The organism is Azoarcus sp. PA01 (assembly GCA_001274695.2).
GTDB lineage: Bacteria > Pseudomonadota > Gammaproteobacteria > Burkholderiales > Rhodocyclaceae > Aromatoleum.
Window position 1 is genome coordinate 1,512,635 of the sequence record LARU01000002.1, and the last position, 18,226, is coordinate 1,530,860.

Genomic DNA, 18,226 nt, shown 5'->3' on the forward strand with positions numbered 1-18,226 from the left:
GCGATGTCGACCTCTCCCCTCGCGACGCTCGCCCGGTTGCCGCCCGGCCTCGTCTGGCCGGCCGACCGGCTTGCCCGGCCGGCCGAAGCGGGCGTGCCAACCGGCTTTGCCGCGCTTGACGCACAGCTGCCCGGCGGCGGCTGGCCGCGCGGCGCGCTGATCGAGCTCCTCATGGACGCGTTCGGCATCGGGGAGCTCGCGCTGCTACTGCCGGCGCTGCGCGCCGCCGCTCCCGAGCGCTGGATCGCATGGATCGCGCCGCCGCATCTGCCGTACGCGCCGGCGCTCGCCGCAGCCGGCGTGCGGCTCGACCGATTGTTGCTGCTCACGCCGCCCGACCCGGCCACGACCTTATGGACGACCCGGCAGGCGGTCGCGTCGGGGGGCTGCTCGGTCGTGATCGCGTGGCTGCCGAACGCCCAGCACGCCGCGCTGCGCCGCCTGCAGCTCGCTGCCGAAGCGTCCGCGACCTCGCTGTTCGTGGTTCGCCCGGGCGGCGCCGCACAGCAGGCGTCCCCCGCGAGCCTGCGGCTGCGATTGCAGCCGGCGCCCGACGCCTTGGCGCTCGAGATCGTCAAACGGCGCGGTCCGCCCCTCGGGTGGCCGCTTCAGCTCCCCCTTCCCGAGCGCCCCGCCGCCTTCTCCGGCCGCGCTGACCGTCGATGCTCTGGTTTGCGCTGATCCTGCCCGATCTGCCGCTGCAGGTCTTTACGCGCGGCGTCGATGACGCGGGTCTCGTGGCGGTCGTCGAGCCGCAGCCGCGCGCCACGATCGTCGCCGCGACCGCGGCTGCCCGCGTGCGCGGCGTCGAACTGTGCCAAGGGGTCGCCGGCGCGCTGGCGGTGGTGCCCGAACTGGCCTTGTGCGAGCGCGATCCGACGCTCGAAGCGGCGACGCTGGCCGAGCTTGCGACGTGGGCCGGACAGTTCACGTCGTGCGTGAGCCTCGATCCGCCCGATGCGGTGCTGCTCGAAGCGAGCGCGAGCCTGCGCCTGTTCAGCGGCATCGACGCGCTCGCGCAGCGCATTGCAGCTGCTGCGCTGCCGCTCGGCCTGACCACGACGCTTGCCGCCGCGCCGACACCGCTGGCTGCCCGCTGGTTCGCGCGGGCGCGCCCGGGCACGCTCGTACGCCCGTCGCCCGACTGGGCGCGCGCGCTCGATGCGCTGCCGATTGAACTGCTCGCCGACGGGGCGCCGGTGCCGCCCGCAACGCTCGAACTGCTGCACGGCGTCGGCGTGCGCCGCATCGGCGAGCTCGCACGGCTGCCGCGCGACGGGCTCGCACGCCGGCACGCGAGCGTCGTCACCGACACCGTTGCGCGCGCCCGCGGCCGCGAACCCGATCCGCGCCCGCGCTTCGTCCCTGCCGAGCGCTTCGCCTCGCGCCTCGTGCTGCCGGCGAGCGTCGCACACACCGAACCGTTGCGCTTCGCGGCCGGGCGGCTTTTCTCGAACCTCGCCGCGTGGCTGGCTGCGCGCCAGGCCGGGCTCGATTGCTGCCGGCTGCATCTCGAACACGAGCGCGCGCCCGCGACCGTCGTCGAAATAATTACCGGCCGTCCGCAGCGCGATGCGGCGCGCTTCGTGCAGCTCGCGTGCGAACAGCTGGCCGCGCTCACGCTGCCGGCGCCGGTCGAGGCGCTGCGCCTGACGGCCGACGCGCCGGTCGCACTGCCGCCAAGCACGCCGGATCTCTTCGGCGGCGAAAACGAGGCGGCGCGCGAGGCCGCGGTGCGCCTGCTCGATCGGCTGCGCGCGCGGCTCGGCAGGGACGCGGTGCATACGGTGCTGCCGGTTGCCGATCATCGTCCCGAGCGCGCGTGGCGCCCGGCCGCGCCCGGCGCCCGTCCCGCCCCGCACTCCGCCATCCTCGGTCCGCGCCCGCTGTGGCTGGTGCAGCCGCCGCGCGCGCTCGGCGTCACGCGCGCCTTGACGCTGCTGAGCGACCCGGAACGCATCGAATCCGGCTGGTGGGACGGCGACGACATGCGCCGCGACTATTACGTCGCGCACACGGCCGAGGGCGCGCTGTGGTGGGTGTTCGAACGGCTCGACCCGCCCGGTGGCTGGTATGTGCATGGTTTTTTCGGCTGACCCCCGCGCGGGCAGGGAGCGCTACGGGGAGGCGCTTCATGAATAGTGCTCCGCCTCCGCTCTCCCCGGCTCCGGCCTATGCCGAGCTGCACTGTCTGACGAACTTCAGCTTCCAGCGCGGCGCCTCGCACCCCGAAGAACTGGTCGCGCGCGCGGCTGAGGCCGGCTACACGGCGCTCGCGATCACCGACGAATGCTCGCTCGCGGGGGTCGTGCGCGCGCATCAGCACGTTCGGCGCCTGGCGCGGCCGCTGCAGCTCCTGATCGGCAGCGAGCTGCTCCTTGCCGACGGCCTGCGCGTCGTGCTGCTCGCGACCGACCGCGCCGCGTACGGGCGGCTTGCGCGGTTGATCACGACCGGGCGGCGCGCAGCGACAAAAAGTCGTTACCAGCTGACGCGTGCCGATCTCGATCACGGGGTTCCCGGCTGTCTGGCGCTGGTCGTGCCGCCCGACGACGGGGCACTCGATGCCGCAGCGCTCGTTGCCGACGCGCGCTGGGTCGGCGAACGGTTTGCGGACGCCACGTGGCTCGCGGTCGAGCTCGCGTGCGGCCCGGACGATGCGCGCCGGCTCGAGGCGTTGCTGGCGATCGCTGCGGCCGCCGGCCTGCCTCCGGTCGCGGCGACCGGGACGCTGATGCACGACCCGTCTCGCCGGGCGCTCGCCGACGTGCTGACGGCACTGCGTCTGCGGGTCACGGTCGCCGAAGCGGGCCGGGCGCTCGCGCCGAACGCCGAGCGCGCGCTGCACGAGCGCGCGGTGCTCGCGCGCCGCTACCCTGCCGAACTTCTCGCCGAGACGCTGCGGATCGCTGCGCGCTGCCATTTCCGGCTCGACGAGCTGCGCTACGAATATCCGGCCGAGCTCGTGCCGGACGGCGAGACGCCTGCCAGCTGGCTGCGACGCCTCGTCGAGGACGGGCTGCGCTGGCGCTACGGCCACCCGCAGGACGACCTGCCGCCGAAAGTGCGCGCACAGGTCGAGCATGAGCTTGCGCTGATCGCCGAACTCGGCTTCGAAGCGTACTTTCTGACCGTCGAGGATCTCGTGCGCTTTGCGCGCAGCCGCGGCATCCTGTGCCAGGGGCGCGGGTCGGCGGCGAACTCGGTCGTCTGTTGGGCGCTCGGGATCACTGAAGTCGACCCCGAGCTCGGCATCATGCTCGTCGAGCGCTTCATCTCGAAAGAGCGCGACGAGCCGCCCGACATCGACGTCGATTTCGAGCACGAGCGGCGCGAGGAAGTCATCCAGTATGTCTATCGCAAGTACGGACGCGAACGCGCGGCGCTCGCCGCGACCGTGATCCGCTACCGCGCGAGAAGCGCGCTGCGCGACGTCGGCCGGGCGCTCGGGCTGCCGTCCGGCCAGCTCGAGCGGCTTGCGCGCGACCGCTTCTGGTTCGACGCCGGCCGCATCCGGCCCGAGCGCTTGCGGGAAGCCGGCTTCGATCCGGCGAGCCCCGGCGTGCAGCGTCTGGCGATGCTGACCGAAGCACTCGTCGGCTTTCCGCGCCATCTGTCGCAGCATGTCGGTGGTTTCGTCATCGCGCGCGGCCGGCTCGACGAGCTCGTGCCGGTCGAAAACGCCGCGATGCCCGAGCGCACCGTGATCCAGTGGGACAAGGACGACCTCGACGCGCTGGGGCTCTTGAAGATCGATGTGCTCGCGCTCGGGATGCTGTCGGCGCTGCGGCGCAGCCTCGCGCTGGTCTCGGCGTGGCGCGCCCGCCCGTTCACGCTTGCCGGCATTCCGCGCGAGGCGCCCGAAGTCTATCGGATGCTGTCGGAAGCCGATTCGATCGGCGTGTTCCAGATCGAATCGCGCGCGCAGATGACGATGCTGCCGCGCCTGAAGCCGGCGCGCTTCTACGATCTCGTCGTGCAGGTCGCGATCGTGCGCCCCGGCCCGATCCAGGGCGGCATGGTCCACCCCTACCTTCAGGCGCGCGCCCGGATCGAACGCGACGAACCGGTTTCGTATCCGCAACCGCAACGCTCCGGCGCCGACGCGGACGGCGCCTGCGTTCACCCTGACGGGGTGCGCGAGGTGCTCGAACGCACGCTCGGCGTGCCGATCTTCCAGGAGCAGGTCATGCAGCTGGCGGTCGTCGCGGCGGGCTTCACGCCGGGCGAGGCCGACCAGCTGCGTCGCGCGATGGGCGCGTTCCGGCGCCACGGCGAGCTCGAGCGCTACCGCGCGAAACTCCTCGCCGGCATGGCCGTGCGCGGCTACCGCGTCGAGTTCGCCGAGCGGCTGTGCGACCAGATCGAAGGCTTCGGCAGCTACGGCTTTCCCGAGTCGCATGCCGCGAGCTTCGCGCTGCTCGTGTATTGCTCGGCGTGGCTGAAGTGCTTCGAGCCGGCCGCGTTCCTGTGCGGGTTGCTGAACAGCCAGCCGATGGGTTTTTACGCGCCGTCGCAGCTGATCCAGGACGCGCGCCGCCACGGCGTCGTCGTGCTCGGCGCGGAAGTGACCGCGAGCGACTGGGACTGCACGCTCGAAGCGCTGCCGGACGCGTCGCCCGGCCACGCTCCGGCGGTGCGGCTCGGGCTGCGGCTGATCAAGGGCTTCAGTCGCGAAGCCGCCCTACGGATTGTCGCCGCGCGCACCCAACGCCCGTTTCCGGACGTCGACGAGCTTGCGCTGGGCGCGCGCCTCGACGCGGCCGCGCTCAAGCGGCTCGCCGAAGCCGGCGCACTCGAGCGCCTCGCCGGCCATCGGCGCCAGGCATTGTGGCAGGCCGCGGCCGGGCTCGGGCCCGAAGGCGTGCTGCGCGGCGCACGCATCGAGGAGCCGCGCGCCACGCTCGCGGCACCGTCCGAAGCACAGGCGCTCATCACCGATTATGCGCGGCTCGGTTTCACGCTCGGTCGCCATCCGCTGGCGCTGCTGCGCGCCAAGCTCACGACCATGCGCTTCGTGACCGCGGCCGAAATCCGCGACTGCCCGGACCGCAAGCTCGCGCGCATCGCCGGCCTCGTGACGTGCCGCCAGCGCCCCGGCACGGCCAAGGGCATCCTGTTCCTGACCGTCGAGGACGAGACGGGTCTCGCGAACGTCATCGTGCAGGCCGAACTCGTCGAACGGCAGCGACGCGAAGTGCTCGGCGCGCGCCTGCTCGGCGTATTCGGACAGATCCGCCGCGACGGCAAGGTCGTGCACCTGATCGCGCAACGCCTGGTCGATCACTCGGCACTGCTCGGTGCGCTCGATGCGCGCAGCCGGGATTTTCAATAACCCATTTCCAAGCGAATCAGCGCCTTTTGAAATTCGACGTGCCCGCGAGGACGCCCGCTCGAAATCGTCTCGATCACGTAACTGCAACGCATTCGTCGAATCACGGCGGGAAACCCGGGCCGCCGCGCAAGCGCACCGTGCTCGACGGGGAGGCTTACGTAAACGAATGGCCCGAGAAGTGACCGCAAGCGCACCCTTTTCACCGCCCTGAACCGACCGAGCCAAGCCGCCAGCGCGAGCGATGATCGCGGGGCTACCGCACCTTGCATGCCGGGTCCGCTTCTTCGTGAACGCCGCGGACCATCCGTCGCAACCCGTGGCTAGCCGGCTCATTCTGATCTTTCCCGTGCAGGGCGTGTGTTCGGCGCAAGTTCGGCGAGAATCGAAATTACCAACGCACCAAGCGCGATAATCTGAAGAATGGCGCGTGACGCGTGCGCAAACTCCCACTGGTCCCGCAGGCGCGTCCAATCAGCGGGCAGCGTCTCAGGTGACAGTGGCAACAGCGCAGCGTTCACCGGAGCAACCCAAATCCAGAAGATTGCATGCGTCACAGCAAGACACAATGCGGCAAGCAACGTCCAGGGAAGTGCTTTCGGGCGCTTACGGATAGCGACAACGAGCACTGCACTGGCGATAACGGCACCGATCTCACAAACCCCTGAAACCTTCCCAAAAGTCGGATAGAGCGTTTGCAGGAGGTGGAGCCACAGCGCTCCGTCATACTGGAGTTTGGCGGGCATCTCCAAAAGATGGGCAAACGCGGCGCTCAGACTGAGCGCCGTCAACATAATCGTGAGGAATCGCAGTATTTTCACAAGAGCTGTCTCACGGGTGTCGAGGACGTAGATCGCCGCGTCACGAAACAGGTGAGTAAGCGATGCCTGGCCAACGTCCTTGTCTGCTTCGAGATGGCGTAGCGCTCGGAGCGGAGCGGGTTGGCGGCGAAGTGCGGCTTTGACGAGTGTAGAAGTCTTTCGATTGCTGCACGTTGTCCGTGACGATTGCAGTCCAGAGTTTCATGGCATGTCTCCGCCAACACAGGCAAAGCCGCACGCCAGCGCGGCGCTCAGCCGCGTCGGGCCGCCTCGATGGCAGCGACATCGATCTTGCGCATCGTCATCATCGCTTCGAAGGCACGCCTGGCCTCCTCGCCCCCCACGGCCAGCGCCTCGGTCAATACGCGCGGGGTGATCTGCCATGAAACGCCCCACCGGTCCTTGCACCAGCCGCAGGCGCTCTCTGCCCCGCCGTTGCCGACGATGGCGTTCCAGTAGCGGTCGGTTTCTTCCTGGTCGTCAGTAGCGATCTGGAACGAAAAGGCCTCCGTCTGCGGAAACGCCGGCCCACCGTTGAGGCCGAGGCAAGGGATGCCCGCAACCGTGAATACCACCGTCAACACGTCGCCGGCTTTGCCGGATGGGTAATCAGCGGGCGCTCGGTGGACGGCAGTCACCCGGCTGTCGGGGAAAGTCGCCGCGTAGAAGCGGGCGGCGCCCTCGGCGTCCTTGTCGAACCAGAGGCAGATCGTGTTCTTGTGCATGGTCTCTCCTTTCGTAATCGGTCGTCATCAGCACGTCACGATTGATCTCGACCTGGTGTGGGGGGCGTCAGGGTTCCAGCCACAGCGCCTTGTCGCTCTGCGGGTCGAACGGGGCGGAGAAGTGTTCGTGCACGACCCGCCATGCGCCGTGCTGCTTTCTATAGCACGTTGTCATGCGCATCCAGCCGGACATCTCCTTGCCGTCCGGTCCGGTGCCGCCACAGCGGTTGAGGCCGTGGACGAAGGCCAGATCGTCGCCCGCGGTGATCTGAAGGTCGTGGAGTTCGAAAATCATCGGGCCCGTGCACATCGTCATGCAGCTTTCCCAGTGCTTGCGGTAGGCGTCGGCGCCCTTGAACTGCAGTTGCGCGATGGCATCGAAGGCGACGATGTCCGGCGCGTAATGGGCGAAGATCCGGTCGATGTCCTTGGCGCGAACGGCGTGCGCCCAGTCTTCCAGTTGGCTGCGAAGCGCGGTTTCAGTGCGGGCAAGGGTGGATAGGGTGTCCATGGCAGGTCTCCTTGGTGCGGGTGAAACGGGTGTGTCTACCTGTTAGTCGATCGACGAGGGGCCAAATCGACATCGGTTCGCGGATTCAGCGGGCGGATTCCGCCGCGACGAAACCCAGCGCCTGCAGCGTCTGCAAATCCTCCGCGACCGGTCTCACTTCGACGCAGCCGAACTTCGCCCCGGGAATGCGCGACGCCACCTGGATCGCCTCGTTCAGGTCCCGAGCCTCGATAAGGTAGTAGCCGCCGAGTTGCTCCTTGGTCTCGATCCAGGGCCCGTCGGTGACCGAAACCCGGCCGTTGCGCACTCGCACGGTGCTGGCGGCATCGGGCGGTAGCAGCCGGTTGCAGTCGACGTAATGGCCGCTTTGCCGGAGGGCGTCGGTAAACTCGCGGTACTCCTCGAAGTGCTTGTCCGCATCGGCGCGGGGCATCTGCTCCATCACCTTCTCGGCACAGATCAGGCACAGGTATTTCATGACCGGTTCTCCTCGTGAATGGTGGAGGGGGGCCGCTATCGGCCGCCGTGGCGCTCAACAGCCTTCAGGGTTCGCGTGTCGTAGCGTCGCCCCGGGTGACGGTCTCGCGGATCGGCCGGACGGGACGCACTTCGATGCTGCCGACGCGCGCAGGCGGGATTCCCGCCGCGAGGCGGATCGCCTCGTCGAGGTCCTTCGCCTCGATCATGTAGAAGCCGGCAAGCTGCTCCTTCGTCTCGGCGAAGGGGCCGTCGGTCACCGACACCTGGCCTCCGCGCACGCGCACGGTCGTGGCGGTCCGGACCGACTGCAGCGCCTCCGAGGCGAGACAATGGCCGCTTGACCGGAGCTCCGTGTCGTAGGCGACGCAGTCGTCGTCGCGCAGTTCGTCGAGTCGTCGTTCATCGAGGTAGACGAGGCACAGGTATTTCATCGCTTTGCTCCTGTCACTGACCGGCACAATAGAGCCACCGATGATCGGCATATAGGAGCCAGCTGGAAGGGGCTCTGACGAACGTCTGCGGGGGTTCAAGATTGGCTGTTTTTTGGGGTTCCGACAAGGGCTGTTTTGGCCTTGTTCGGACCCTGCCGCGGGGTGCGGTAAGAGGCTCCGTCGAGCGTCAGGCAGTAGGCGTTGTGACGCAGGCGATCGACGGTGGCGGAAGCAAGTAGGCGGTTACCCGGGAAGGCCTGGTCCCACTCGGTGAAGTCGAGGTTGCTGGTGACGACGGTGGCGGTCTGCTCGTAGCGTTCGGCGATCAGGTCATGCAGGTCTTCGTCGGCGGGCGAACGCAGCGGTTTCAGCCCGAAGTCATCGATGATGAGGACCGGCACGCGCGCCAGTTGCTGGAGCTTCCGTTCATAGGCTCCGGTAGCCCGCGCCGCGTTGAGGCTCGCGAGCAACTGCGAGCAGGACGCGAAGACGACGTCGTGACCCTGGCGCACCGCGCAGTGCCCGAGCGCCTGCGCGAGATGGCTCTTGCCGGTGCCGCAGGGGCCGACGATGAGCACCGGGGCACGTTCATCGATGTAGCGCCCGGTCGCGAGATCATGCACCAACGCGCGGTTGGTCGAGGGCAGCCGGTCGAACTCGAAGCCTTCGAGCGTCTTGGTAGCGCGAAACGCGGCGCGACGCAGCCGCGTGGCGAACTTCTTCTGCTCGCGCCGCGCGACCTCGTCCTGGATCAGCAGCGCGAGGAATTCCGTATAGGCGAGCTTCGCGTCGATCGCCTGGCGATTGCGCGCGTCGAGCGAATCGAGGATGCCGGAAAGGCGCAGTTGTTTGAGTTGCGGTGCCAGTTCGGGGGCGGGATTCATGGTGGGACTCCTTGGGTAAAGGGGGCGCGCGGTGCACCCGGTCAGTGAAACGACGTCGGATCGTCGGCGAAGAGCGCCGCGGTCGCACGGGCGAAACGGGCGCGGCCGGCGTAGGGTTCGGTACTCACGGGGGTGAGCGGCTGCAAGTCGTGGCCGCCGGCGAGGATGGTCTTGACGGTGCGGTAATGCGGGCTGTCGTGGGCGAGTGCACGCTCGCAGGCCGCCTCCAGGCGCGCAGCGCCGTAGCGGCTCTTCAGCTGCAGCACGCCCTGCGCGGCACGCAGCCGCTCACTGATGCGGTCGCTCAAGAGCCGCCCGATGAGCTGGGCGCACGCGGTTCCGATCTCCGCGGCCTGTTGCAGACACCAACTGCGGTCGTGCGCGAAGAAACGTTGCGCCGAGGGCGGCAGATGATCGATGACGGTGCGCCGCTCGCCGGGACGACGGGCGCGGGCATGCGTGGCAACGGGTTTAAGTCCTGATAGACCGTGACCACGCTGTCGGTCGCGCGCAACCACAAACTCTTGCCGACCAAGGTGAATGGCACGGAGTACAGCACGCGCTCGAAGCTGACGTGGCAGTCGCGATGCACCGACACCTGATGCCAAGTGCCCAGATCCGGCGGTACTGCGGGCAACGGCCGCAGCACACTGCGCTCGACGGCGAAGCTGTCCAGCGGTTTGATGCGTGTCGTGCCGTGAATGCGCAGCCCGGCTTCCTTCAACACCCAGTCACGCGCCTGCGCGTTCAGATCGGCCAGATCGCGGAAGCTGCGCGTGGGCAGGAAGTTGCCTTTGACGTATTTGACGCCCGCCTCGACGATGCCCTTCTTCTGCGGCTCCTGGGGCGGACAGGCGTCGATGCGAAAGCCGTAGCCTTCGGCGCATTCGGCGTAAGCACGTTGCACTTGGGGGTCGTGCGCGCACGCCTTGGTGATGGCGCACTTGGCGTTGTCGATGATGAGGCGCGCAGGCACCGCGCCGAACCACTCGAAGCCACGTCGGTGGCAACCGAGCCAGGTGCGCACGCTCTGGTCCCACACGAATTCGACATACTGGTGCCGCGAGAAACACAGCGTCATCACGAAGGCCCATGTGCGGCGCAGTTCGCCGGAGGCGGGATCGACGAGCTGCGGGCCGGCGCCGAAATCGACCTGGGCTGCCTCGCCCGGCGCGAACGACAACCGCACCGTCGCCTCGGGCGGGCGCTCGCGCTCGATCGTGGCGACAAGCCGGCGCACGCTGGAATAGTGCCCGGTGAAGCCGTGCTCACGTTTAAGGGTGGCGTGGATCACCACGCCGGAGACCCCCTGTGCGAGCCACTGCTCGACCAGCGGCCGGAACGCGGCGATCGATGATTGCGCCGTCACCGGCAGCCGCGGACTGCCGATCGCCGCGGCGATCTCGGCATCTTCCGGAACCGGGTGCTCCGGATCGAGCCAGCCGCGGGCTGCGGCCAATTCGCGGAAACGGGCCGCCTTGGCCCGTCCCATCAGCTTCGCGCGCGCAATCTCGCGCTCGGAGTCGCCCTGGCGCATGCGCATCAGGGCCTGGCGGTACTCGTACATCTCGATGCTCCTGCGGGCCACCGGCTCCCTCCTGCCAAACCAAAACCCGGCAGGGTAGCGATGGACCGCTCAAGGTCGAGACGTCCGTCAGAACTTTGCTGGCTCCATTACGCCGATCCGGCGCTGGCGCCTATGTGCCGATCACGCCCTGGCCTCAATGTGCCGATCACGCGCTGGCTCCATTGTGCCGATCATCAACTGGCTCCTATGTGCCGGTCGGTGACAGCTCCTTCGAAGGGCGTGTTCGAGTGCGGCTTCCGTACCCCCTGGTCGAATGGCGCGCCGCAAGATCGACATCACGCCCCCAACTCCGCGAGCCGCCGCTCGAGGAAGCGACGCTCGGGTGCTTGGCGGGCCAGTGCCAGCGCGCGTCGGTAGGCCGCCCGCGACTCCTCGGTTCTGCCCAGACGCCGGCACAGATCGGCGCGGGCGGCGTGCGCGAGGTGGTAGTGGGCAAGCTCGCCGCGCGCGAGGATCGCATCGACCGCTGCCAGCCCGGCTGCTGGCCCGTCGTGCATCGCGACCGCCGCGGCGCGATTCAGCTCGACCACCGGCGACGGGTCGAGCCGCAGCAACACATCGTAGAGACCGACGATCTGCGCCCAGTCGGTTGCGGCGGCGGTGGGCGCCTCGGCATGCACCGCGGCAATTGCCGCCTGCAGCACATAGGGGCCGGCACCGCCCGAGACCAGGGCGCGCTCGACCAACCCGATGCCTTCGATGATCAGCGCCCGGTTCCACCGCGAGCGATCCTGCTCGTCGAGCAGCACCAGATCGCCCTCCGCCGTCGTGCGCGTCTCACGGCGCGACTCCTGCAGCAGCATCAGCGCGAGCAGCCCGATCGACTCAGGCTCGGGGAGCAGCTGGGCGAGCAGCCGGCCGAGCCGGATCGCCTCCCCCGAAAGCTCGGCGCGCGTCACCGAATCGCCCGTCGAAGCCGAGTAGCCCTCGTTGAAAACCAAATAGATCACGCGCAGCACGCTGTCGAGGCGGACCGGCAGCTCCGCCTGCGGTGGCACTTCATAGGGGACGCCTGCGTCGCGGATCTTGGCTTTGGCGCGCACGACGCGCTGTGCGAGCGCCGGCGGCGTGACGAGGAAGGCACGCGCGATCTCCTCGGTGGTGAGGCCGCACACTTCGCGCAGCGTCAGCGCCACCTGCGCTTCGGCCGACAGCGCCGGGTGGCAGCAGGTGAAGATCAGCCGCAGGCGGTCGTCCTCGACGCTGTCTTCGTCGGCGGCCTCCTCGCTCGCCGGGTCGGGCCGGTCGTCGAGGTCCTCGACGAAGTCGAAGCGTGCACGCCGGCGCAGGCCGTCGATCGCCTTGAAGCGGCCGGTTGAGACGAGCCAACTGCGCGGGCTGGCCGGCATGCCCTCGCGCGGCCACTGCTCGAGCGCGGCACGAAAGGCATCGTGCAGCGCCTCCTCGGCGAGGTCGAAGTCGCCGAGCAGGCGGACCAACGTCGCGAAGATCCGACGCGACTCGGTCCGGTAAATCACCTCCAGCTGCACACGCACCGTCCCCGCCGCTCCGCCGGGCGCTACCGCCGAGCGCTGGGGCGATTCGTCCGGTGAATCCTTACGGTCGTCCATTCGGGCCTCCCGAGAGCGTTTCGGCATTCGGAGATTTTCGTGCATCAGACCGCTGGCAGTCCGGTATGCCCGCAAGCGGCCGGTTTTGAGCAACGGCCTTGCCGCGCTGCAGTGGTGCCTGCCCGCTTGCCGTTGCCAACGAAGCCATACGTGTCGGTCCATCGCCTACCATGACATCTGCGTAGCGTGCGGATCGACATCGAGAAAGGCGGGCGGCGCGCAGTTATAGTGCATCAGCGCGATGTTCGCGGCGAGCCTGCTCGTGCGCCTGTCGCCATCCTCGAAGGTCTACAAGTAGCTGTGTGAAGAAGGCCGCTTGTATTGGTTCCACTTTTTGATACCATCAGCGAATGAATGCTACGCACCGCAAAACCCTGATCGCCATCTTCACGGACCCGGCTTCCAGGTCGCTGGAATGGCGGCGCATCGAGGCGTTGTTGGTGGCGATTGGTTGTCAGGTGATCGAGGGTAACGGCTCGCGGGTACGGTTCGAGAAGGGCGGCATCATCGGCACCTTCCACCGCCCCCACCCGGTCAAGGAAGCGAAGCCCTATCAGGTGCGCGATGCGCGCCAATTTCTGGAGAACCTTGGGGTGAAACCATGAACACGATGACGCACAAGGGCTATGCTGCTCGCGTGGAATACAGCGAGGAAGACGGTTGCTTCGTCGGACACATCGCCGGCATCCGGGACGTGGTCGGCTTTCACGGCGAAAGCGTTGCAGAGCTGCGAGCCGCATTCGAGGAAGCCGTCGATGACTACCTCGAAACCTGCAAGAAGCTGAACCGGGAACCGAACCATCCGTATTCCGGGCAGTTTCGCTTGCGGCTGTCGCCGGAGTTGCACGCCCGGGCCGCGATGGTGGCGGAGACGAAAGGCAAGAGCCTGAACGCTTGGGTTGCTGATGCAATTGAAAAGAGTATTGCCGCCGCGTGACGGTTTCAAGCAATGCAGGCCCAGCCGGGGCAGGCAAACACCGGAAAGCGGGCCAGTCGGGTGCGGGAACAGTCGGTCGGCTTTGACCGATCAGTAAAACGGGGAGCGGGGAGACCGACGGCCGCAAGGGCCGGTCCTTGTCCTGCTCAACATGATCGAGAAGAACTAAACGGCCGTACTGAGCGCGCTTGAGGGATAAGTCCGGGACGAAACGGTAAGTGCCAGATTCGTCCGTCCCGCCGACATGAAAAAGCCCTGATTTCGCGAGAAAATCAAGGCTTTTCAGTATCTGGCGCGCCCGAGACGATTCGAACGTCCGACCCCTGCCTTCGGAGGGCAGTACTCTATCCAGCTGAGCTACGGGCGCTTGGGGGCGATTAGTCGGGGCGAGCCCCGGAATCGAGCGCGCAAGCTTATACCTGTTCGGCTGCAAAGTCCATGCGGCCCTGCCTGTCCGCTACCCCGTGAGCGACGTCGCCGGGGGCGCGAGGAAGAAATCCGGTCAGCCCTGCGGCGGGATGCGCAGCACCTGGCCGGGATAGATCTTGTCGGGGTGGGTCAGCATCGGCTTGTTCGCCTCGAAGATCGTGTTGTACTTGTTGGGGTCGCCGTAATACTTCTTCGAGATCGCGGAGAGCGTGTCGCCACTCGCAACGGTGTGGAAGCGGGCTTCGGGCTCGGCACCGGGGGCGCTCAAGCGATCGTCGACCCGCTCGACGCCGCGCACGTTGCCGGCGGCAAGCAGGATCTTTTCCTTCGTTGCCTGATCGGGCGCGGTGCCGGACACGGTGACGACGGAGGTCGCGGCGTCGAATTTCACGTCGAGGTCGGAAGGAGCGAGGTTCATGGACAGGATGTACTGCTTGATCGCTTCAGCCGCTTTGGCATTCGCGGCGCCCGTATCTGCCGTCGCTGCGGGAGCGCCTGCGCTCGCCGGTGCTGCCGGGGCAGCGGCATGGGCCTCGCTGCCACCGAAGAGTTTCTCGCCGGCATCCTTGATGAACGAAAAGAGTCCCATCTTTGCCTCCGTCTGGAAAAGTTCGCATCGAACGCATACAGCATAGACGAGACGGGCGTGAAGATTTTTACGTTTGCATTACTGTTACAACCGGGACGCATCGCGTGCGGCGCGGAGTTGCGAGCCGGTGGCTGCTCGGGCGGCGTTCTGGATCCCGTTGCGGAGCAGGCGATAGGGGCGCCGGAGGCGACGATGGCCGGCCGTTCGCAAGCGGTGAAGCTGCGCTTTTCCCCACCTCCCGTTCCTGTCTGCGTCGCACGGGCAGCCCAAATCATTCGACATCCGCGGCCGGGCTGATGGGCCCGGATATACTTCGCACCTGGCTCGTCCCCAACCCCAGACAGGAGCAAGCATGTCGAGACCCCGAGTTCAGTTCGTGAGGCGCCCTGGTCGCCTGATGCTTTCCGCTGTCGCGGCATTCACCGTCGTTCAGCTCGCCGGCTGCGGCAAACAGGCCGCGCCCGATCCGGAAACGACCGCGACGCTGATCCAGCCGGTGGCGCGGCTGGACCTGAAGGTCGCGAAAGCCACCGCGGGCAGCCGCAGCGGCGAGGAAATTTACCAGAGCGTCTGTGCGAGCTGCCATGGCACGGGCGCGCTCGGTGCGCCGAAAACAGGTGATGCCGCTGCATGGGCTCCGCGGATCGCGCAGGGATTCGACACGCTGACGCAAAACGCGATCAACGGCATTCGCGGGATGCCGCCGCGCGGCGGGGGGGCGGATCTGACCGATATCGAAGTGCAGCGCGCAGTCGCCCATCTCGCGAACACCGCGGGCGGGAATTTTACCGAACCGCCGGTCGGTCAATAAGCGGTCAGTCCAAGAGAGGAAGGGTGGTCGATGGTCGCCCTTGCCGAGCTTCCGGCCGCGACCGAACGTTCATTTCCGGTCGGCGCGTTCGCGGGCGTGCAGTTCCTGCGCTGCGTGCTGGCCGTCGTCGCCGTCCTGCTCCTGTTCGCAGCTCCCGCTCACGCGGCGCCGCCGGCGGCAGCGGCGTCGGCCGCTGAAATCCGCATCGGCGTCCTTGCGTTCCTCGGCGCCGAGACGACGGTCATCGAATGGTCGCCGGTCGTGAAGCATCTCCAGACTGCGCTGCCGGGGCGCCAAGTCAGGCTCGTGCTGCTCGATCATCAGGGGCTCGACGACGCCGTTGCAGCCGGTACGGTCGACTTCGTCATCACGAATCCGGGCCACTACATCGAACTCGAAGCCAAGTGGGGCGCCAGCCGGATACTGACGCTCGACGCCAGCCCCGGCCGCGCACCGGGACGTTCCATCGGCTCGGCCGTGATCAGCCGTGCGGATCGCCCGGAAGTCCGCGCGTTCGACGATCTGCGCGGACGACGCGTCGCAATCGTCGCGCGCGAAGGCTTTGGCGGCTACCAGACAGTGCATCGCGAGCTGGCGGCGCTCGGCATCGATCCGGAGCGCGATTTCGCCGAGCTGAAGACCGTCGGTTTTCCGATGCGCCAGGTGCTCGAAGCGGTCGCGAACGGCGACGCCGATGCAGGCATCGTGCGCGCCTGTCTGTTGGAAAGCCGGGCGGAGTGGGCGACCGCGTTCAGGGTTGTCGGCAGGCGAGACGAAGCCGACTTCCCTTGCGCGACTTCGACCCGGCTTTACCCCGACTGGCCTCTGGCGACCCTTCGCCATACCTCGCCGGCACTGGCCAAGACGGTCGCGATCGCGCTGCTCGCGATGGCGCCGGCCGAGAACGGCATGGCGTGGGCGGTGCCGGCCGATTACCAGTCGGTGCACGAGATGTTTCGCGAACTGCAGATCGGCCCGTACGCGAATCTGCGCGAGCCGACCCTGATGATGCTGGCCGAGCGCTACTGGCCGTGGGTCGCGTTCCTGGCCGTGCTGCTTGCGGCGTGGATTCTGTACACGGTGCGTGTCGAGCATCTCGTCCACCTCCGCACCGCCGAGCTTCGCGCTGCGCTCGCCGTGCGCGAAGCACTGGAGGCACGAATGCGTGCCGGCCAGGAGCAGGCCGACCACCTCGCACGGCTGTCGGTGCTCGGCGAACTGTCCGGGACGCTCGCACACGAACTCAACCAGCCGCTCGCGGCGATCGGGAACTATGCCCAAAGCCTGCGCCGGCGCATCGACAACGGCCGCCTGAGCGGCGAAGCGGTGCGCGAAGCCTCTTCCGAGATTGCCGGGGAGGCGGAGCGCGCGGCGGCGATCCTCGGGCGCATCCGCGATTTCGCGAAGAAACGCGCCGCGGTGCGCGAGATCGTCGCGCCGCGCGAGATCGTCGGCGAGGCAGTCGCGCTGTTCCGCGGCATGCTCGCGAACGCGCCGGTGATCGAGGTGATCGACGAACTGCCGCCGTCGACGAGCGTCGAGGTCGACTCACTGCAGATCCAGCAGGTCCTTCTGAATCTGCTGAAGAATGGCTACGACGCTGCGCGCGGATTAGCTCCCGAGCGACAGCGCCTCATCGTGACTATCAGCCGGGGCGGCGACAACGTGCGCATCGTCGTGCGGGATTTCGGCACCGGCCTTGACGCGGCGACCCACGCACGGCTGTTCGAGCCGTTCTTCAGCACGAAACCGGATGGTCTCGGGCTCGGTCTTTCGATCTGCCGCACGATTGCCGAAGCGCACCGCGGCCGCCTTACCGCCGAGCCGGTCGCCGACGGCCGCGGTGGCGCCGAGTTCCTCCTGAGCCTGCCGCTTTCGACGACCGCTTCGTCTCCCACGGCCCCTCTTTTGGAGTCCGGTTTCGCCAATGCCCCGAACCGATGACTGCATGATCCACGTCGTCGATGACGACGCGGCGTTTCGCCGCTCGCTCGTCTTCCTTCTCGAATCGGTCGGCTGGGGCGTGTGCGCCTATGCGTCGGCCGAGGAGTTTCTGGCCGCGCACGAGCGTCCGCCCTCCGACCTCGGCTGCCTCGTGTTCGACATCCGCATGCCGACGATGAGCGGGCTCGAACTCCAGGCGGCGTTGCGCGCGCGCGGCTGGCCAGCGCCGATCGTGTTCATCACCGGCCACGGCGACGTCGAGCTCGCGGTCGAGGCGATGAAGCACGGCGCGAGCGACTTCCTGCAGAAACCTTTCCGCGACCAGGCGCTGCTCGACGCCGTCGCGACCGCGGTGCGCCGCTACGCCGAAGACCGCTCGCAAACCGCGCTTCGCGATGCGGCGTTGGCCTCGCTCGCGCGCCTGTCGCCGCGCGAACGCGAAGTCGCACGGCTCGTCGCGCAGGGCCTGCCGAACAAGCTCGTCGCGCGCGAACTCGACATCAGTGAAAAGACGGTGCACGTGCACCGTCAGCACATCATGGAAAAGACCGAAGTCGGCAGCGCGGCCGAACTCGCGCGCCTGATGCTGCGCGCCGACCCGGCTGCGCTCGACTGAGCGGGGAAGTTCACCCCCGCCCGTGCGCGGCATTAGCGAACGGACCCGCCGCCACCCGGGCCGATCCCGCCACCCGGGCCCATTCCGCCGCCCGGCCCCATCCCGCCGCCGGGTCCCATTCCGCCCCCGGGGCTCGCCCCGCGTGGCCCCATGCGGTCCGCGGGGCCGAGGCGCTCGCGCTCCCCGGGATCCATGTGGTTTCCCGGCCCCATCATCCCGCGGCCGCGCATCGGCGGCTCATCTGGGAGCGTCACCCCGCGCTCCTTCGCACGCTCCACCATCCGCTCGTGATGCTCGGCGCGGATCTGCTCGCGCTCCTCGGCGGTGCGCGCCGCGCGCATGCGGTCGCGATGCTCGGCCCGCTCTTGCTGCGTCATGAGCTGCGAGCCGTAGATCGGGGTGGTGTCGTCGACCGGCGGCATGCCGCCCGCCGGTTGAGCGAGCGCGCTGCCGGAAATCCACGCGGCGGCCAGCGCGACCAACAACGTCTTGAGTTTCATCGAAACCTCCATCGTCGAGTTGCTCGAAACCACTTTTGCGGTGGCGCGCTTCGCGGC

Annotated in this window: 19 protein-coding genes and 1 tRNA gene; 8 read left to right on the forward strand and 12 right to left on the reverse strand. The window is 68.1% G+C overall.

Translation table 11 applies throughout. The features are described 5' to 3' along the window. Window positions 1-3 precede the first annotated feature (3 nt). Genes imuA through PA01_07980 form a run of 3 tightly spaced genes read left to right on the forward strand, consistent with a single transcriptional unit; the run spans window position 4 to window position 5,335 of the window. The gene (gene imuA, locus PA01_07970; GenBank protein ID KON81544.1) at window positions 4-681 is read left to right on the forward strand and encodes a translesion DNA synthesis-associated protein ImuA; all 678 of its coding nucleotides are present in this window, start codon (window positions 4-6) and stop codon (window positions 679-681) included. After that, window positions 663-2,096 (forward strand): DNA polymerase Y family protein, encoded by a 1,434-nt coding sequence (locus PA01_07975; GenBank protein KON81545.1) that lies wholly within the window; start codon window positions 663-665, stop codon window positions 2,094-2,096. The genes imuA and PA01_07975 overlap by 19 nt, the downstream gene beginning before the upstream one ends. 38 nt (window positions 2,097-2,134) lie before the next feature. After that, a complete protein-coding gene (locus PA01_07980) occupies window positions 2,135-5,335 on the forward strand; it encodes an error-prone DNA polymerase (protein KON81546.1) in 3,201 nt (1,066 codons plus the stop codon). 329 nt (window positions 5,336-5,664) lie between these two features. Here the strand turns inward: PA01_07980 and PA01_07985 are convergent, their stop codons facing one another. The 9 genes from PA01_07985 to PA01_08020 form a co-directional block, all read right to left on the reverse strand. Then, complete coding sequence (locus PA01_07985) at window positions 5,665-6,153, reverse strand: DUF1772 domain-containing protein (protein KON81547.2); 489 nt, start codon at window positions 6,151-6,153, stop codon at window positions 5,665-5,667. Window positions 6,154-6,404: 251 nt separating this feature from the next. Further along, the gene (locus PA01_07990; protein KON81548.1) at window positions 6,405-6,878 is read right to left on the reverse strand and encodes a VOC family protein; all 474 of its coding nucleotides are present in this window, start codon (window positions 6,876-6,878) and stop codon (window positions 6,405-6,407) included. A 67-nt stretch (window positions 6,879-6,945) separates the two neighbouring features. Next, a complete protein-coding gene (locus PA01_07995) occupies window positions 6,946-7,389 on the reverse strand; it encodes a nuclear transport factor 2 family protein (GenBank protein ID KON81549.1) in 444 nt (147 codons plus the stop codon). Window positions 7,390-7,474: 85 nt separating this feature from the next. Further along, complete coding sequence (locus PA01_08000; GenBank protein ID KON81550.1) at window positions 7,475-7,867, reverse strand: YciI family protein; 393 nt, start codon at window positions 7,865-7,867, stop codon at window positions 7,475-7,477. Window positions 7,868-7,931: 64 nt separating this feature from the next. Then, complete coding sequence (locus tag PA01_08005; GenBank protein ID KON81551.1) at window positions 7,932-8,300, reverse strand: YciI family protein; 369 nt, start codon at window positions 8,298-8,300, stop codon at window positions 7,932-7,934. 95 nt (window positions 8,301-8,395) lie between these two features. Beyond that, complete coding sequence (gene istB / locus PA01_08010) at window positions 8,396-9,184, reverse strand: IS21-like element helper ATPase IstB (protein ID KON81552.1); 789 nt, start codon at window positions 9,182-9,184, stop codon at window positions 8,396-8,398. A gap of 41 nt (window positions 9,185-9,225) precedes the next feature. Then, a complete protein-coding gene (locus PA01_18710) occupies window positions 9,226-9,492 on the reverse strand; it encodes a hypothetical protein (protein ID KAI5913075.1) in 267 nt (88 codons plus the stop codon). Further along, window positions 9,489-10,751, reverse strand: coding sequence for an IS21 family transposase (gene istA, locus PA01_08015; GenBank protein KAI5913076.1), 1,263 nt, complete (start codon window positions 10,749-10,751; stop codon window positions 9,489-9,491). The genes PA01_18710 and istA overlap by 4 nt, the downstream gene beginning before the upstream one ends. Before the next feature lie 296 nt (window positions 10,752-11,047). Next, a complete protein-coding gene (locus PA01_08020; GenBank protein ID KON82385.2) occupies window positions 11,048-12,343 on the reverse strand; it encodes an RNA polymerase sigma factor in 1,296 nt (431 codons plus the stop codon). A 350-nt stretch (window positions 12,344-12,693) separates the two neighbouring features. Here PA01_08020 and PA01_08025 point away from each other — a divergent pair, with 350 nt between their 5' ends. Then, window positions 12,694-12,948 carry a type II toxin-antitoxin system HicA family toxin gene (locus PA01_08025; protein ID KON81553.1) on the forward strand — a complete coding sequence of 85 codons (255 nt, stop codon included), beginning with the start codon at window positions 12,694-12,696 and terminating at the stop codon, window positions 12,946-12,948. After that, a complete protein-coding gene (locus tag PA01_08030) occupies window positions 12,945-13,280 on the forward strand; it encodes a type II toxin-antitoxin system HicB family antitoxin (protein ID KON81554.1) in 336 nt (111 codons plus the stop codon). Before PA01_08025 ends, PA01_08030 begins: the two co-directional genes overlap by 4 nt. Before the next feature lie 290 nt (window positions 13,281-13,570). Here PA01_08030 and PA01_08035 read toward each other — a convergent pair. Together PA01_08035 and lysM are read right to left on the reverse strand one after the other, a co-directional pair. Continuing rightward, window positions 13,571-13,647 (reverse strand) — tRNA-Arg (locus PA01_08035). Window positions 13,648-13,782: 135 nt separating this feature from the next. Beyond that, window positions 13,783-14,298, reverse strand: a complete 516-nt coding sequence (lysM, locus tag PA01_08040) for a peptidoglycan-binding protein LysM (GenBank protein KON81555.1) — start codon at window positions 14,296-14,298, stop codon at window positions 13,783-13,785. A 352-nt stretch (window positions 14,299-14,650) separates the two neighbouring features. Here lysM and PA01_08045 point away from each other — a divergent pair, with 352 nt between their 5' ends. From PA01_08045 to PA01_08055, 3 genes are read left to right on the forward strand one after another with little or no spacing between them, the layout of a single operon-like run. Continuing rightward, window positions 14,651-15,109 carry a c-type cytochrome gene (locus PA01_08045; GenBank protein ID KON81556.1) on the forward strand — a complete coding sequence of 153 codons (459 nt, stop codon included), beginning with the start codon at window positions 14,651-14,653 and terminating at the stop codon, window positions 15,107-15,109. Between the two features lie 30 nt (window positions 15,110-15,139). Next, a complete protein-coding gene (locus tag PA01_08050; protein ID KON82386.2) occupies window positions 15,140-17,053 on the forward strand; it encodes a PhnD/SsuA/transferrin family substrate-binding protein in 1,914 nt (637 codons plus the stop codon). Beyond that, entirely contained in the window at window positions 17,037-17,669 is a 633-nt protein-coding gene (locus PA01_08055; GenBank protein KON81557.1) for a response regulator, read from the forward strand. The genes PA01_08050 and PA01_08055 overlap by 17 nt, the downstream gene beginning before the upstream one ends. A gap of 32 nt (window positions 17,670-17,701) precedes the next feature. On the opposite strand, the gene PA01_08060 is transcribed toward PA01_08055, so the two are convergent. Then, window positions 17,702-18,169 carry a hypothetical protein gene (locus tag PA01_08060; GenBank protein KON81558.1) on the reverse strand — a complete coding sequence of 156 codons (468 nt, stop codon included), beginning with the start codon at window positions 18,167-18,169 and terminating at the stop codon, window positions 17,702-17,704. Between the last annotated feature and the right edge of the window lie 57 nt (window positions 18,170-18,226).

Bases quoted from the DNA above. Each gene is read 5' to 3' on its own strand.
- imuA (KON81544.1), top strand. From the start codon at position 4: ATGTCGACCTCTCCCCTCGCGACGCTCGCCCGGTTGCCGCCCGGCCTC.
- PA01_08060 (KON81558.1), bottom strand. From the start codon at position 18,169: ATGAAACTCAAGACGTTGTTGGTCGCGCTGGCCGCCGCGTGGATTTCC.
- PA01_08045 (KON81556.1), top strand. From the start codon at position 14,651: ATGTCGAGACCCCGAGTTCAGTTCGTGAGGCGCCCTGGTCGCCTGATG.
- PA01_08055 (KON81557.1), top strand. From the start codon at position 17,037: ATGCCCCGAACCGATGACTGCATGATCCACGTCGTCGATGACGACGCG.
- PA01_08030 (KON81554.1), top strand. From the start codon at position 12,945: ATGAACACGATGACGCACAAGGGCTATGCTGCTCGCGTGGAATACAGC.
- PA01_08050 (KON82386.2), top strand. From the start codon at position 15,140: ATGGTCGCCCTTGCCGAGCTTCCGGCCGCGACCGAACGTTCATTTCCG.
- PA01_08025 (KON81553.1), top strand. From the start codon at position 12,694: ATGAATGCTACGCACCGCAAAACCCTGATCGCCATCTTCACGGACCCG.
- lysM (KON81555.1), bottom strand. From the start codon at position 14,298: ATGGGACTCTTTTCGTTCATCAAGGATGCCGGCGAGAAACTCTTCGGT.
- PA01_07995 (KON81549.1), bottom strand. From the start codon at position 7,389: ATGGACACCCTATCCACCCTTGCCCGCACTGAAACCGCGCTTCGCAGC.
- PA01_07975 (KON81545.1), top strand. From the start codon at position 663: ATGCTCTGGTTTGCGCTGATCCTGCCCGATCTGCCGCTGCAGGTCTTT.
- PA01_07990 (KON81548.1), bottom strand. From the start codon at position 6,878: ATGCACAAGAACACGATCTGCCTCTGGTTCGACAAGGACGCCGAGGGC.
- istA (KAI5913076.1), bottom strand. From the start codon at position 10,751: ATGTACGAGTACCGCCAGGCCCTGATGCGCATGCGCCAGGGCGACTCC.
- PA01_08020 (KON82385.2), bottom strand. From the start codon at position 12,343: ATGGACGACCGTAAGGATTCACCGGACGAATCGCCCCAGCGCTCGGCG.
- PA01_08000 (KON81550.1), bottom strand. From the start codon at position 7,867: ATGAAATACCTGTGCCTGATCTGTGCCGAGAAGGTGATGGAGCAGATG.
- PA01_07980 (KON81546.1), top strand. From the start codon at position 2,135: ATGAATAGTGCTCCGCCTCCGCTCTCCCCGGCTCCGGCCTATGCCGAG.
- PA01_08005 (KON81551.1), bottom strand. From the start codon at position 8,300: ATGAAATACCTGTGCCTCGTCTACCTCGATGAACGACGACTCGACGAA.
- istB (KON81552.1), bottom strand. From the start codon at position 9,184: ATGAATCCCGCCCCCGAACTGGCACCGCAACTCAAACAACTGCGCCTT.